This is a genomic window from Paenibacillus sp. LHD-117, assembly GCF_030929555.1.
Lineage (GTDB): Bacteria > Bacillota > Bacilli > Paenibacillales > Paenibacillaceae > Pristimantibacillus.
Genome location: NZ_JAVFVT010000068.1, coordinates 1 through 16,556, shown reverse-complemented (window position 1 = coordinate 16,556; position 16,556 = coordinate 1). Strand labels below are relative to the sequence as shown.

The 16,556-nt window shown below is 46.5% G+C and carries 7 protein-coding genes and 1 pseudogene; 5 read left to right on the top strand and 3 right to left on the bottom strand.

Annotation, left to right across the window (positions count from 1 at the left end; translation table 11 throughout):
- Positions 1–465 precede the first annotated feature (465 nt).
- Together RB620_RS29975 and RB620_RS29970 are read right to left on the bottom strand one after the other, a co-directional pair.
- Complete coding sequence (locus tag RB620_RS29975) at positions 466–1,911, bottom strand: IS1182 family transposase (protein WP_308100819.1); 1,446 nt, start codon at positions 1,909–1,911, stop codon at positions 466–468.
- A 217-nt stretch (positions 1,912–2,128) separates the two neighbouring features.
- A complete protein-coding gene (locus RB620_RS29970; protein WP_308100818.1) occupies positions 2,129–2,989 on the bottom strand; it encodes a helix-turn-helix domain-containing protein in 861 nt (286 codons plus the stop codon).
- A gap of 88 nt (positions 2,990–3,077) precedes the next feature.
- On the opposite strand from RB620_RS29970, the gene RB620_RS29965 reads away from it, so the two are divergent.
- Positions 3,078–3,878: a phytanoyl-CoA dioxygenase family protein gene (locus tag RB620_RS29965; RefSeq protein WP_308100817.1), complete on the top strand. Its 801-nt coding sequence runs from the start codon at positions 3,078–3,080 to the stop codon at positions 3,876–3,878.
- Positions 3,879–3,933: 55 nt separating this feature from the next.
- On the opposite strand, the gene RB620_RS29960 is transcribed toward RB620_RS29965, so the two are convergent.
- Positions 3,934–5,931 carry a beta-galactosidase gene (locus RB620_RS29960; protein ID WP_308100816.1) on the bottom strand — a complete coding sequence of 666 codons (1,998 nt, stop codon included), beginning with the start codon at positions 5,929–5,931 and terminating at the stop codon, positions 3,934–3,936.
- A gap of 351 nt (positions 5,932–6,282) precedes the next feature.
- Here RB620_RS29960 and RB620_RS29955 point away from each other — a divergent pair, with 351 nt between their 5' ends.
- From RB620_RS29955 to ltrA, 4 genes and pseudogenes are all read left to right on the top strand, one after another.
- Positions 6,283–7,371, top strand: a complete 1,089-nt coding sequence (locus RB620_RS29955) for a peptidylprolyl isomerase (protein ID WP_308100815.1) — start codon at positions 6,283–6,285, stop codon at positions 7,369–7,371.
- 58 nt (positions 7,372–7,429) lie between these two features.
- Positions 7,430–11,869: a DUF4082 domain-containing protein gene (locus tag RB620_RS29950; protein ID WP_308100814.1), complete on the top strand. Its 4,440-nt coding sequence runs from the start codon at positions 7,430–7,432 to the stop codon at positions 11,867–11,869.
- A gap of 310 nt (positions 11,870–12,179) precedes the next feature.
- Positions 12,180–14,564, top strand: a complete 2,385-nt coding sequence (locus RB620_RS29945) for a discoidin domain-containing protein (RefSeq protein WP_308100813.1) — start codon at positions 12,180–12,182, stop codon at positions 14,562–14,564.
- Between the two features lie 612 nt (positions 14,565–15,176).
- Positions 15,177–16,419: pseudogene (ltrA, locus tag RB620_RS29940) on the top strand (group II intron reverse transcriptase/maturase).
- Positions 16,420–16,556: the final 137 nt, after the last annotated feature.

Sequence of the window (16,556 nt, the reverse complement as noted above, 5' to 3'; positions counted from 1 at the left end):
CGACTCACTTCTTCTCACAGCAGAAGAAGGGCATGTCTGTAAAAAAAAAATTTCCGACATGCATTCCAAACATGCTCAAGTAACTTGTTCCATTAATGGAATTTGCTAGCTGGGCGTACCATATTTGATATCCATCTCCCACAGCTCATTCGACGCTGTAAGGGTTCGGTTGCTGGCCAGCTTCCGCGGGAACGAAACGTTCTTCCGCCGCTGTGGATGAAGCAGATCCATCACTCTCGTGTAATGAGTATCAGATGAAAAAAGACTGCCGGGAGTTCGGCTCATCATGAATAGACAGACAACTAGAGCAAAACCCCGTAACCCCGTAATTATAGTGAGGCCACTGAAGAACTTACGTTTTTCTTCGGCATTCCCTGGCGAGGTTTTAAAAAAGACATCCACTCCCTTTTTTTCGGGAGTAGGATGTCTTTTTCGTGTTCTAAGTGGGGTTTATTTACCTGCGTTTCAATCCATCAGTTTCAATATCCGCTTAAGATTTACTGCGAATATAGTCATGGCGTCTTGCATTTCCATACCAAGCAGACCCGAGGATGTGGCTACATCATACCCGTGTCCATGTTTGAGTTCGCTGTTCTTTGCTTCAATTTTGTAGCGTTCCCTAGATTTTTCTTTGAAGGATTCCGTCTCTTGGAATGCCATCTGTTCCGTGTGTTCATCAGATTTAATACTGACGGTGTAGCTTTTGCTTTTTGCGCCTTCTTTGTAACAACCTTCTTTTAGTGGACATCGCTTGCATTTCTCGATGTCAAAATAATAGGTATCAGTCTGGTTTTTGCCGACGTCTTTCTTGCCTTGCCGAGCCTTACGGTTGACCATATGACCAGCCGGGCATACGTACATGCCGGCATCTTTGTTGAACAAAAATTCGTCCTCTTTCTTGCGTCCGCCTTGTGTAATGAGCGGATTGAGCTTGGCTACCAGTTCAATCTCATTTTTCTTCGTGTACGAAATGTTATCTTTTTCGGAATAAGCGGTATCTCCAATGACGCTTTTGACCTGCACGCCGGCTGCCTTGCTTTTTTCGATGAGCGTCTGCAATTGTTTGCCGTCATTCTTCTCGCCCGTTGTAATGACAGCTGCTGTAATAATGCGTTCCTCGGTTATCGCCAGATGTCTTTTGTATCCAAAGAAAGCGGAATCTGCGCTTTTATGACCGACTCGCGCATCCGGATCCGCCGCCAGGCGAAGTTGTTCAACGTCATCGGCTACGGTTTCTTTCAGCAGGTTGAGAGGCTCTAGAATTTTCGGCACTTGTGCGATCCCGGATTCGGTTTCGATGAAGGCGATGAGTTTCTGGCAATACTTAATCTCGTCTCCGAGTTCGTTGGTTGCGTTCTTTGATGGCATTTTAGATTTAACCGACTCGTCCATCGAGTAAATGGCTTTTCGTAATTTTCGCGCACGATCTTGTAGAATTTCTTGCGGCGACTTCTGGTTGTAACGCGCTTTCGTATGCGTAGCGTCAACGATGATAGAGTTGCTCTTCAAGATTTTCTGCTCGATAGCAAGGGCTACCGTTTTACCAATGAGCATGTCCAACAGGTTGATGTCTTTCAACCGCAGCTTGCGGAATTTGGTCAGAGAGCTCGGATCGATGACTGGGTCCTCTGGCGCCATGCCGAGGAAGTATTTGAAAGACAGGTCGTACTTCGAGCGCTCGACAATGTCGACATCAGATAATTCAAAGATGGCTTTCAGCAGCAAATATTTAAACATGCGAACGGGATCAATGGCGTTACGTCCATTGTCCAAACAATATATTGCTTCCAGTTCCTCATATTTGAAGGTGAAGTCCACCAGTTCGTTGATTTGACGAAGCATATTGTCCTTCGGTACGACGATGTCATACAGTGCCGCGTAAGGACTTAATGTTTGTTGTTGCCGAATCATCCGCTCTCACCCGCTTTTTGAGATGACTCTATTATAAAGCAAAAAAGGTACAGCCTCTTTAATTTTCTTGAAGGACTGTACCTTTTTCTAAGAGACGGACTTTTTCAGTGGCCTCAATTATAGTTACGGGGTATTTTTGTATTCTGAAGCTGATACCGTTTGAATCTTTTGAATCTTGGCGAAAAGGTCAGATTTATTCGAAAACGAATGAGTTAAATCAGAAAGAGTTATTGCCCTCCATTACGGCCTCGTTCACCCGCTTGCGGTAGTCACTAGGGCTCATCCCAGTGAAGGATCGAAACTGCTTCGTGAAGTAGAAGGGACTCATGAACCCGACGTCCGCTGCAATTTCGGCGATGGGGCGGTCACTGAACTTAAGCAGTTTCTCCGCATGGCGTAAGCGCATGGACATCAATGTCCCGAGCACGGAGTCTCCCACTTGTTCGCGGAAAAGATGGGATAAACGGGAAGGGGATAAGCTGACCTCGCGCGCAAGCGATGGCAGGGTATGGGGCTCCTTCATCCGCTCCCCGAATATTCGGAGCACCTGATGGATTCTAGAATCGGTCTCCCGCATCCGTTGCGCGCGATTCCACTGGTTGACAGCCAACAGAGCTTCTTCCAGCGCGTTGAGCGACAATTCTCCCGAATAGGCCTCAAAGCCCCGGTTATCCCGAATCATCCTCTGAAAACAACCGACGATTCTGTCCCTCAGCCACTGCTGCTCGATCGTTATACGAATGAAGCCTTTGGCCGTCTCCGCAAAACCTAGCCACTCCGTCCACGCCGGGCGGGGAAGAAAATGCGCCCATATGAACTCCCACCGTTCGCCCATTGTCGCATAGTCATGCTCGGTGCCCGGTTTTATGATCGTCAAATCTCCCTCCCTAACGGGATACGTCTTCGAGTCGACGATGAATCTTCCTTGACCGGAAATCGTAAAGGTGAATTGCCAGTCTTCAGTGCCTCGAGGACGTAAAACGCGGTAATTTTCCAGCTTGTCGAAGTGATCGCAAATAAACAATCCTGGTAAAGTAGGCGAATCGATTTTAGCATAATCGTTATGGTATTCAGCCATCGTATTCATTCCTTTCATGACAACTCTATTTTATTATAAATCCATGGAGATTGAGATTCCATTTATAAATCACGCGGAGGTGCCCAGAATGATTACAGCAGCAGAAAAGGCAATGTTTGAAGGGAATGGTTACTTAATCGTTAAAGGAGTGTTCGGCGCGGAGGAAGTCGAGATGCTGAGAGACCACTTCATGAGGATGCACGCGAATGGGCCGATTCCGGGGCATTTCGAACCTGCAACGGAAGAAGAAGCGAATGGCGACATTCTGAAAATGTATCCTCGTATCATGCATCCGCACGTTTATGACGACGTTTCCATGAAATACATGCTGGATTCCCGCGTGCACGTTGTCCTGAAGCAGTTGTTCGGCGAAGAAGCTATGGCGGCGCAAAGCATGCTCTACTTCAAACCGCCCGGCGCGAAGGGGCAGGCGCTGCACCAGGATAACTTCTATCTAAGAGTGGAGCCGGGTACCTGCATTGCGGCATGGACGGCCCTTGACCGGTCCGATGAAGAAAACGGCGGGCTGTTCATCGTCCCCGGTTCACAAAATAGCGATATTTTGTGTCCGCATACAGCAGATCCCAACGTCTCGTTCTCGAGGGATGAGGTTGATGTGCCGGAAGGTTTAACGCCGGTTGCTGCAATTCTGGAGCCCGGAGACGTCATGTTCTTCAATGGCAGCGTCATCCATGGGTCTTACCCGAACATGTCGAAGGACCGTTTCCGACGTTCGTTCATTTGCCATTACGTGGGAGAGTCGACGACCAAAATCCATCATTGGTATAGTCGTACGTGGTACGAGGACGGGACTACCGTAAAGCTCGAGCAAACCGACTGGGGTGGACCGTGCGGAACGGAGTTCGACAATCTGGAGAGCGTTCACTAACATGCTGCAAACCGCCGCAAACGTCCGGATTCCCGGTCGACTGCGGCGGTTTGCATTATTCCATCATAATAAGGACTCCCCAGCGATCGATTTCAAGCTGCTGGCCGCCTGAGATTTGGCGGCCCGATAGCAATTCTTCTCCAGAAGCGTGAGGATAGTTGAATGAAACCGGATGTTCCGAGTAATTGAAATAATAACGGATGCGACGGTCTTCCGAATTGATCCCCGATTTGACGATGACAGGGAATGCAAGCTCCTGATCCGTCCCCCACAAGCCGGCCTCTTGAACAGCGTTCTTCAATACACGATTGACAACAGCGGCACTTGTCATGCATCCGATATAGAAAGCGCAGCCCTGTCCGTAACGATTGCGGGTAATCGCCGCGTATTTCCCCCAATGCGGATGATCGTAATAGGCAAGCACTTCAGCCGTCGTCGGCGTGAGAAGCTCCATCCAGGAGCTAACCGTATTCGCTTGCTGCCCGACTGCAAAGGGATCATCTTTCAACGAAACATTTTTCGGTTCAACGAACATGCTGTAATTCACGCCGCAAGCCTCATGAATAATGCCCGGCTGATTCGTTGTGCGGACCTTTACGAACTCGCTCGTGAATCCGCTCTTGAAGGAATAGACGACATTACCGCCATTCTTGACGAAGGCGTTTAACCGCTCCAATGCCTCGTCGGAAACGGCATACAAAGCCGGAACGACGATTAACCGATAATCATCTAGCCGTTCGCAGGATGGCTGAATAAAGTCACATTCCACATTCATCTTATACAATTCGTCGTACATCCAACGGACCACGTCATTGTAGGTTTTGCCATCCGGCAGCTTGAACCATCCAATCGCCGTCAACGCTTCATTGCTCACCATGACCGCTGCTCGGTTGCGTTTGCGCAAGTTAACAAGGTGCTTGCCCAACCTGTCGAAATCCTTCCCGATTGTCTTAGCTTCATCGTACACCGGATTTGGTTTGAAATCGTGGCTGAGCAATCCTTTCCAGTAGGTTTCCGCCGAATTATGAATGGAATGCCAATGCCAATAGGCGACCATATTCGCTCCGGATGCGAGATGGCTGAACGCTTGAAGCCGCAGCTGGCCCGGATACGGCGTCCAGTGCGGAAACGCCTGCGCTTGCGTCTCTACGACGAGGTAGTTTTGTCTTTTCAGCGAACGCGCGATATCGCCGCCGAATGATATTTCGATTCCCGTCAGGTCATCTTGTGACGGGTGATAAATATCCACGCCCACAATATCAAACGGATCCGACGCTGCAAAATGATCCACCGAAGGCTGAACGCCATATGAGTACCCGCGCCATTCGAAGTCAAAGTTCTGCGTGACAAATTGGCCCGGACGTTTGTATTCGTTTACGATGGATACTTGCCAGGCGAGAAAATCCGTCGTGAGTTTTCTCTGGAACTTGGCAAACTCGGCCCCCAGACTTCCGTTGATTGTCCCGATAACGGAAGGGAAATCTTCCCAACTGTTGATTCGATTGCTCCAGTAATCCAGCCCGAACAGCTGATTGATGTTATCCAGCGACTTGAAGGTATCCCGCATATACTTCACGAACTGAAGCTGAACATTGGGACCCGCCGTTTCATAATGCTTCGTCTCGTTATCTGTCTGGTAACCGATGACAGCCGGGTGATCTTTGACATGCCCGATCAGCTTGCGGATCATCCGCTCGGCGTAGAACAGATAGGCGGGATTCGTGATGTCCATATTCTGACGCGAGCCGTAAAGTCCTGGTCCTCTTGCTGTAACAGCCAGAACGTCGGGGTGCTCTTTCACCATCCATGTCGGGACGGCGTACGTAGGCGTTCCGACGATAACGTGAATGTCCGCACGGTGCATGGCGTCCAGCACCCTGTTGACGGAAGAGAAATCGAACTCGCCGTTCTGCGGTTCATGAGTGCTCCAAGTCGACTCGGCAATGCGAACCACATTGATGCCGGCTTCCTTCATCATGCGTATATCTTCATCAAGCCTCTCATAAGGCATATATTCGTCATAATAGGCGACCCCGTATAATAATTTTTCCATAGCCGAACTCCTTTTTTTCTCAAATTCTAACTTCAAAATTATAGTATAGAACACAAAACGGTAACAATAGGTTTAAGTGACCTTCTATTAACGTTTATGTGACATAAAATGACTGCAGTGAGAGATAGTGATCGATGAAGAAATAGAATCGAACAAACTCTTTGGCTAAATGTCCAAAGGGTTTTTCGTTGTAGTCATGGATGAAAATGTCACAATAACGGCAAGTGAGTCACTTCAGCTTATATTCAGTGCCCATATTACTTTCTATAATTGAGAGAACAACAAGAAACATAATCACTACGGGAGATGGTTCAGTTCATTCCATTTCACCCATAAGCGAGAGGTGCCTGCATGAAAGCAAAACAGCCTGGGAATCGTCGAAAAAATCAAATGATATTTCTAGGGACCACTGTATTCGTGTGTTTAATTGCTTTTGCCGTGATCGCATCTGTCGGGATTCAAGATGATCAGGCAACTGTTCTCGTCATTAACGGTGAGGAGGTTTCTGCAGAAGAGTACAGGAAGTTGCTGGATGAGAATAGGGCGTACACATTCAGCTATTTTAAAAAAAATTACGGAGTGGATCATTCATCTGATTTCTGGGAGAGCCGTTATGGGAACGAAAAGCCCATTGATGTGATTAGAAAGAAAACGTTTGAAGATCTTGTCAGACTCAAGGTACAGCAGATCTTGGCCAAACAAAAGGGGGTGGTTAAGGACATTAGCTATTCCAGATTTTTGAGTATTTTAGAAGAAGAAAACAGCAGGAGAAAAGAAGCCGTTCAAAAGGGGCAGGTGATATATGGTCCGGAGCAATATCGCGAAAGAGATTATTATCGCACGACCTTCGACAATCTAAAATATGAACTGAAGAAAAAATTGCTGGAAGAACAACCTTTCCAGGAAACCGAACTGAAGCAGTATTATACGGAGAATCTAGAATCCCTCTTTAAAAAACAAGATTCGATACAAATTAGAAAGATCTATATTCCCCACTCCAGCGAGGGTGAGTTAAGCGAAAGTGATGCACAAGTAAAGATGGAAGAATTGAAGCAATCCATTCAATCGGCCGGCGATTTCGATCAAGTATGCGAATCTTTGAAAACAGACGATTCAGAAGATACGAACCTCATGTTCTGTGAGGAACAGGAATTCACTGAGATGACGGCCCGATCAGATACGATGAGAGCAGGCCTTTTATTAGGACAAGCACAAGAGTTGGAAGTTGGGCAGGTCAGTGAAGTGTTTGAGGAAAATGATGTTTTATACATCATCAAGTGTTTGGAAAAGGAGGTGGGGCGGAAGACAGGGTACGAAGAGGCAAAGGGGAGAATCCAATTGATCTTAATGGATCTCAAGTATGAGGAAATCGTGAATCAATTGGTGAAGCAAGCAAGCATTCAGTTTATGCCGGAGTATGATGGAATCGTTCCCAAGTAATGCGGAGTTTAATAGGTGACAAAATTGAAATGATGATCAAACCGGGAGGGAAAGGTAGATGAAGTCGGTTATCAAGAAGCTCGCGCTTGTATGCACATCTGTCTTGTTGATGCAAATGCTCATTTGGACTGCGCCAGTGAGAGAAGCGGCAGCTGCTGAAGCTGTAGGCACAACCTACTATGTTGACTCTGCAAACGGAGATGACGCCAACAGCGGGACAAGCGAAGCGATAGCATGGAAAACGCTGGAGAAAGTGAATGGAACTATATTTGCTCCAGGCGATCAAATATTATTCAAGTCAGGCGGTTCTTGGACGGGAACGCTTCATCCGCAAGGATCGGGTAGCGCTGAGAATGTAATTACGATCGACAAATATGGCGGGGAAGACAAGCCGATCATTGACGGAGGAGGAGCGGAAACGGCTGTATCCTTGCATAACCAGGAATATTGGACCATTCAAAACCTGGAAATTATAAATGATGGCGAGGCTGAACAAAAGAGAAACGGTGTTTCGTTACGAAGCAACGGCGGCAAAGGAATCATGCACAACATTACGTTAAGGAATCTGGAGATCCATCATATCAAAGGCAATTCAGACCGGGCAAATCAGTTTTTTAACGCAGCCATTTACGTGTACAGTGACGAGAATCTTGAGGGAGATTCTGTTACACCTGTTTCCTACTTTGATGGATTGTTGATTGAGAACAATCATATTCACGATATAACGGTAACCGGGATCTATACAGATGCGAGCCATAATTCTCATGAAGGTGATCCGGAAACATGGCATAAGAATGTCGTCGTGAGAAATAACGTTATTCAAAACACCGGCAATGACGGGATCGTCATCGGCTTTGCCAATAGTCCTCTCATTGAATACAATACGGTATTTGAAATAGCAAATAATGCTCCTAAACCGGAATGGTGTGCCGGGATCTGGGTGTTCGCGGCTAAAGATGCCGTTATTCAGTTCAATGAATCGGCGTATGCAGCTTATACAGGCGATTCGGAAGGCTACGACGTCGATATCTACAGTCCGGGCACACATTATGTGCAATATAACTACAGTCATGATAATACAGGCGGTTTTATGCTTACGATGCCTGAAACGAATGCGAGTAAAATCATAATCAGGTACAACATCAGCCAGAATGATAATCGCAATAACATTTCTAATGCTACAATTTCACTCGGTTGGCCCAATGAATATGTATATAACAATGTGTTTTATAACGATATTCCGGGTCAAGGTATAACTGTCAGGAACACGGAAAAAACGTATTATAACAACAATATTTTTTACACTGGAGTAGATTATACATATCCTTCCAGGGCAAAATTCGATAACAATTTGTATTTTGGACATGAGGCAACTGTGTTCGATGAGCACAAGATCACAGAAGACCCGAAATTCGTGAACCCAGGCAGCGGCGGGGATGGTCGGGATACGGTGGGAGGATACCAGCTTCAGGCGGGATCCCCGGCCATTAACGCAGGAAAATGGATTTTCAACAATGGCGGCAAGGACTACTGGGGCAATCCATTATATAACGGCGCTCCTGACATCGGCGCTCACGAATACCATGGCGAAATCTTCGAACCTGTTGAACCGCCGATCGAGGAGCCTGTTGAAGAAGAACCGACAATTCCGGGTCAGCAGACTATATTTACTTACCAAATTCCGGCTCAATTTCATAATAACGGCGTATACGAACTGGGAACAAGATTTCGAGTGAACACAGAAGGCAAGATTTATGCGATCAAAGCGTACACGGACATTGCGGAGAAAGGCGACCATATCGCGCGAATCTGGAAATCGGATGGAACGCTTGTCTGGGGGCCGTATACTTGGAATATTACCGGCGGAACAGATGAAGGCTGGAAAACCTTATGGCTCGATGAACCATTGGAACTGGAAGTCAATACGGATTATACGGTGTCAGTATCCAACAGTTCGGATGATCAAATTTATCCTGTAACTGCAAGTTTCTTCAACGAGCCGATGCAAAACGGAAATCTCCTTACTTATAAGGGCAGCGGGGTATACTCCGAGACGCTTGGAACGATGCCTACTAAGGTTTATGGCAACGGAAGTTTCTTCAGAGACGTCCTATTCGTACCGAATGTCCTTCCTGAACCTGAAAATCCGGAAGAAACCGGCATCGCAGATGAGTTGGAGAACACATCCAAGATGCATGAGGTTATGGGAACGATCCAGCAACAGACGTTAGGTGCTGCGGAATTCTTTGGAGATACAAGCGCATTTAGCGGTTCAGATGCTTCCATCATCTACAAGTCAGCATCCCAGGACATTAAATCTTTGGAAGTAACCGCCTATTTATTCAAGTGGATCGAGGACAACGGTTGGAAGCCTAGAGATTTGACGTTCGAAACCTCTGTTACCGGGGCAGCGGATTCGTATACGACTTTGGAGACCCAAAGAACGCTGACTGAGAATCCTGTCAAGACGGATTTTCCAAGAGTCGTGTACACGGCAAACGAATTGCCCGCGGGCACGAAATATGTGAAGGTCATATTGCCTAGACATAATGAAGGTTATGAGTGGGCGACTATGCTGGGCAGAGTCAATTTGGAATACGAGTTAACAGCAGCAGGCATTGAGGATGAGTTGGAGAACACTTCCAAGACGCATGAGGTTATAGGAACGATCCAGCAACAGGCGTTAGATGCTGCGGAATTCTTTGGAGATACAAGCGCATTTAGCGGATCAGATGCTTCCATCATCTACAAGTCAGCATCCCAGGACATTAAATCATTAGAAGTAACCGCCTATTTATTCAAGTGGATCGAGGACAACGGATGGAGTCCTAGAGACTTGACGTTCGCAACCTCCGTTACCGGGGCAGTGGATTCGTATACGATTTTGGAGACCCAAAGAACGCTGACTGAGAATCCTGTCAAGACGGATTTTCCAAGAGTCGTGTATATAGCAAACCAATTGCCTGCGGGTACGAAATATGTGAAGGTCATATTGCCTAAACATAATGCAGGTTATGAGTGGGCGACTATGCTGGGCAGAGTCAATTTGGGCTTCACAGAAGCAACAGGACCGACGCCGACCGAACCGGATCCAATCGTGCCGAAGAATATTGAAATCTTCAAAGCGGCATCTCCCATCCATATAGATGGAGTGTTGGATATGCAATGGCCGCAAAACCCGGCGATTGTACTGGATGGCCATCATATTGCGCAAGGAAATCCGAGGCTGGGGATCTCTGCGGAATACAAATTTGCATGGGATGCGGATCATTTGTATGTGTTCGCTCATGTCAATGATATAACGCCAAGGATGAATCCGAATGCAGGATTCAACGTATGGAACGGTGATGCCATCGAGTTCTTCTTTGGTCCCTCCCACCTGGAACAAGGAGGACCGATCCTCGTGAATAATGACAGCCAAGTCATCTTGAGCGCTGGGGATCACGATGGGGTCCTTCAATACTACTGGTACAGTTACGATACCCAAGTTCCTGTCGTTATGGCTGTGAAGAAAGACGAAGACGAAAAAGGTTATTCTATTGAAGCATCGATTCCTTTGCAAGACATAAATATTTTGGATCCTGAAGCGGGTACGAAGTTTCTCTTTGACTTCGCATTGGACGAAGGCGACGGAGAATATAGAGCCTCGCAATTTGTTTGGAGCTCCGACAAATCTGTCTATCAAGTAAGAGATAACTGGGGTACAGCGGTGTTGAAAGATGCGCCAGTAATCACGATCGGCGATTACATCACGACTCCGACGAACCAAGATATTACGGTCACTGCAAGCACGAATGAAGGCACGCTGAACGCAGTTAGCCATACGTTCACGGAGAACGGCAGCTTTGACTTTGTTGCAACTTACAATGGAATCAGCACTACTGTGACGGTAACGATCGATAACATCGATAAAACGGCGCCCGTCATCGACATCGTTTCTCCGACGAATGGAACATACATTTTGAACCAAAACGTAGTAGCAAACTGGACCGCTTCCGATACGGGATCGGGGGTCCAAACAGTATCGGCTGACAAGTTGAACGGCGAAAAAATCAATACAAACACCGCTGGAACCCATACTTTCACATTGACTGCATCCGACTATGCAGGAAATACAACTACGAAAGTCGTGACCTACAAAGTTGTTTATGATTTTTCAGGCTTCCTTCAGCCGATTAACAGCGATGTAAGCAGCGTCTTCAAACAGGGCAGCACAGTTCCGGTTAAATTTCAATTAAAAGATGCAAACGGTGCCTATATTACAAATGCTTCTGCAAAAATTTATATTGCAAAAAACACCGGAAATGTTATCGGATCAGATTTTGAAGCTGTTTCGACAAGTACCAATTCAACAGGCAATGAATTTAGGCTCGCTGGCAACAAGTATATTTTTAATCTATCTACCAAAAATCTAGAAGTAGGTACGTATAGAATAAAAATAGAAATCATTACAGGAAATATCGTTGATACAAAGGAAGTGACTATTACCTTGAGGTAAACCAGAAATAGAATAAGATGTAAAATGGTTGAGCAGAGCGTTACGCTGCTCAACCATTTTACGTTATCTAGACCTCCGACGCCAAAAGGACCTAGAGATCGATGAAGATGTCATAAAATCGGCAAATGAGTCACCTAAGCTTATAGTAAGCAGTTGTCTTTCTTTCTATAATAAAAATAGCAACATAAAGCATGTTTGCTTCTAAAAAGCAGAAGGTTGTGCAAGCGCTTCCAACAAAAGGGAGATGTTGAATGTATTGTTGCATTTCGGATTGGCGTTAAAAAAATAATTCGAAAGGTGGTAATGAACGGTGAGTATAAATTTCAAGAAACACACCTCCCTATTTACAGTGATCTGCATGTTTTTTACGATGGTGCTCGTATTAAGCCCCATCTCCACTGTAAGCGCAGCCAATACCACGTATTATGTGGATTCGGTAGCCGGAAATGACAGTAATAACGGTACTTCTACTTCAACACCTTGGAAAACATTAAGTAAAGTAAATGCTACTGCTTTTGGAGCTGGCGACAAAATTTTATTTAAATACAATAGTACATGGACTGGACAGCTCAAAGTTACTTCCAGTGGCGCTAGTGGAAACCCGATCACCATTGGATCGTACGGCGGAACATCAAGCAAACCGATTATTGCCGGTTCTGCCACAGGAACCGAATTGCTGTCCGACCCGGGATTTGAGAATGCAACGTCCGGGTGGTCAGTGAATTCGCCGTTCTCGATCAATACAGCAGCAGCAAATGCACGTACTGGAACCAAATCGTTGAAGCTGGTAGCTGCAGGTGGATGGGCCAATACCTATCCAACAAGTGCAGTATCTGTAAATACGAATACAACTTATACCTTCTCTGCTTACATCAAAGGCAGCGGAACTGTCATGTTGCGCGTCTATGATAGCGCTTGGTCAACCGTTCTTTCCTCACAGAATTTCACTGCGACTTCCAGCTGGACTCAGGTAAGCGTATCGGTTGCCAGCGGTGCCAATACATCCTTAAATCCTTTGTTCACCGATTCGACCGGCGGCGGTGGCACGATATACATTGATGATGCGTCGTTCCTGGGTTCTACGGAAGCTCCCGTTCTTCTGGATAATGTCAGCTATGTGACGGTGGATGGCCTTGAGGTGACCAATGACGCGGCAAGTGAAGGATTCAGAAGCGGAATAAAAATTACTTCCAACTCCGGCAGCGGAACCAAGTACGGGATTACGATCAAAAACAACAATATCCATAACATCAAAGGATATTCCACCTCAACTGACGGTAAGCAGTATTTTAATGCAGGCATTTTTATGAAACCAAACACGCATTTTGACGGTGTTACCATTGATAATAATTATATACATGACTCGTCAGTAATGGGTTTTTATGATAACGCTCCTGCCGGCAGCAGAATGTACAATGTTCTCATCCAAAACAACACTGTGGAGAATACCTCCGCCCACGGTATTAATATTCAGAATGGAGAAGCCCCCCTCATCCAGTACAACAGAGTGATCAACGCGGGTGTTAATGCCGTTGATAGTGTGGCTGTTGATGGCATATATCCGATTGCCACCAACAACGCAACCATGCAGTATAATTATGTCGAAGGCACCAAAAGGGTATTGTATGATGGATATCCGTGGGATTTCGACTTTGAGATGGGCGGAACGAATGTATTTCAATATAACTACAGCCGTAATAATGAGGGTGGATTTATCCTTTATGTAACTCAAAGTCTGACACCAGCTCCAACTCTTATTGCGAGGTACAACATCAGCCAAAATGACGGCACAAACCCAGATTACTATCAAGGTTATTTTTCCTTAGGCAAAGAAGTTCCCATCTATTTCTACAATAACGTGTTCTACCAAAGTCCCGCTAATTCAACCGGGTTCCTTATGGGGTGGAGTGGGTTTGCGGATGCGGACAAGAAAGGTGACTTCAAAAATAATGTATTCTACACTAGCTCCACTACAACTGCATATACCACTTATGCGGGAACCAACAGGCCATTCAGCAATAATAGTTTCTATGGCCACACGCCTACTAATCCCGGTTCCAATTATATAACTGCGGATCCGAAATTTGTGAATGCGGGAAGCGGCGGAACCGACATTAATTCAGTAAGCGGGTATAAATTGCAGGCAAGTTCTCCTCTTATAAATGCAGGTTTAAGTATTGCAAGCAATGGTGGTAAAGATTACTGGGGGGGTACGCTATATAATGGAACTGCGGATATAGGAGCACATGAATACGGAGCGGCCAGTAGTAGTACAACGATCCCGCAATCACAGATGACCGCTACCGCAACAAGCCAGCAAGGGGGTTACGAGGCGAGCAAGGCCATAGATGGCAACAATGCGACCTTCTGGCATAATCAGTGGAGTCCCGCGACTACTCTTCCACAATCCATTACTCTGAATCTTGGCGGTAGCTATAATGTCACAAAACTCCGCTATTTGCCTCGCCAGGATGGTAATCCTAATGGAAATATAACAAACTATACGATCTATGTAAGCACAAATGGTACTACCTTTACACAAGTTGCTAGTGGAACTTGGCCAGACGGCTGGGATTTTACGGAAAAATCGGTAACGATTACAGGCACTGGGGTCAGTTATGTCAGGTTAACGGCAACCGCAGGATATGGTGGCGCATATGCGGGTGCTGCGGAAATCAATATTGAACGCCAATAGCTAAGAGAAAGGTAAAATTCAAGAGGCTGTTCGAAATGAACAGCCCCTCTTGTTTGTGCGCCCAGCATGGGCGCTATCTCTAGGGTTCAAGTCCCGAATGGTGAAGGCAGTAGTAGCCATAGCTTAAGGCAAGGGTGTCCATCGTGAGGTGGAATCTGAAGGAAGCCGGCGGCAAATCTCCGGCCTGAGGAACACGAGCTTCATATAAGGCTAGCGTACGTTGGATGAGACTGCAAAACAAGTCAAAGTCCGTACTGCCGAAGGCGTATGAGAGTAAATGAAGCAGGTAGATGGAGAGGAAGATAGCGTTCTTACCTGGGGAGATCTGCAGGGAAAGCGGCGTCTAAGCTGTAAGCGTACTTGTGAAGGTACGTTGAACCTGCAGAAGTCAGCAGACGCCATAGTACGCGAGCGGCTGCAGCCGCTCACGGAAGGGCCGAACATGGAATAGGAATGGAACAACTTGGCGTTCGAGGATGAGCGACGAAAGCAGACAATCCGAAAGGACTTATCTGAGGAAAGTAGCGGTGAATACGCAAGGGTACTCAGAAGGGCACAGTTCATCAGCGGCACAAAGGGAAGAACCATTCACGCAAGGGAGTGTATCGAAGGATGATCGAGGAAGTGCTGTCACGAGACAATATGCTGTCGGCGCTAGCAAGGGTCGAGGCGAATAAAGGAAGCCACGGAGTAGATGGCATGTCGGTAAAAGACTTACGCAGACACATCGTACAAAACTGGCAAACCATTCGCGAAAGCATCAAGAGCGGAACCTATGAACCGAGTCCAGTCCGTCGGGTCGAAATCCCGAAACCGAACGGGGGAACTCGCCTCTTAGGGATTCCGACCGTGACAGACCGCCTCATCCAGCAAGCGATCACGCAAGTATTAACGCCTGTATTTGACCCGGCGTTTTCTGAACATAGTTATGGATTTCGTCCACAAAGACGAGGACATGATGCGGTGAGGAAAGCGCGTACGTACATGCAAGAGGGACACCGCATGGTGGTAGACATCGATCTGGAGAAATTCTTTGACCGAATCCACCACGACCGCCTAATGGCAAAGCTGGCGGAACGAGTAACAGACAAAACGGTGCTGAAACTCATTCGCGCATACCTGCAGGCGGGTGTAATGGAAGGCGGACTTGTCCAAGCGACAACAGAAGGAGCGCCGCAAGGGGGACCACTTAGCCCGTTATTATCGAATATCGTGTTAGACGAATTGGATAAGGAACTGGAAAAGAGAAACCTCCGCTTCGTGAGATATGCCGATGACTGTAACGTTTATGTGAAAACGTGGAAGGCAGGACATCGCGTGATGAAATCCGTTACCGCATTTATCGAAGGGAAACTGAAGCTGAAGGTCAATCGAGAGAAAAGTGCGGTAGACCGTCCCTGGAAACGTAAGTTTCTAGGGTTTACGTTCAGTTGGGATAAGAAGAATCCACGAGTAAAGATCGCAAACCCATCTCTAGAGCGAGTAAAACCTCTCGCAGTAGACCGATCCCGATCGAAATACGGATAAAAGAGCTAAATCAATATCTTACGGGCTGGTGCGGTTATTACGCTCTGACGGATACCAAAAGTGTATTCCAAGAGTTAGACAAATGGACAAGAAGAAGGCTTCGAATGTGTGTCTGGAAGCAATGGAAGCAACCAAAGACAAGAATTAGAAAACTGATGTCGTTTGGCGTCCCAAAACAAAAGGCGTACGAAGGGGTAATTCGAGGAAGAAATACTGGCGCATAGCAAGCAGTCCGATTCTTGACCGAACATTAGATAACCAATACTGGTCATCTCTTGGTCTAAGAAGCTTAATGGACAGATACAACCAATTGCGGAATAGGACATGAACCGCCGTATACCGAACGGTACGTCAGTCTGTCTAACAATTGATTGCTTAGTACGCCTTAAAAGGTAGGTTTATGCAAGTTTACTCAAATAAACGTCGTACATTTTTGATTTCGAACGAGCTGGGTTTCTGAAGAGA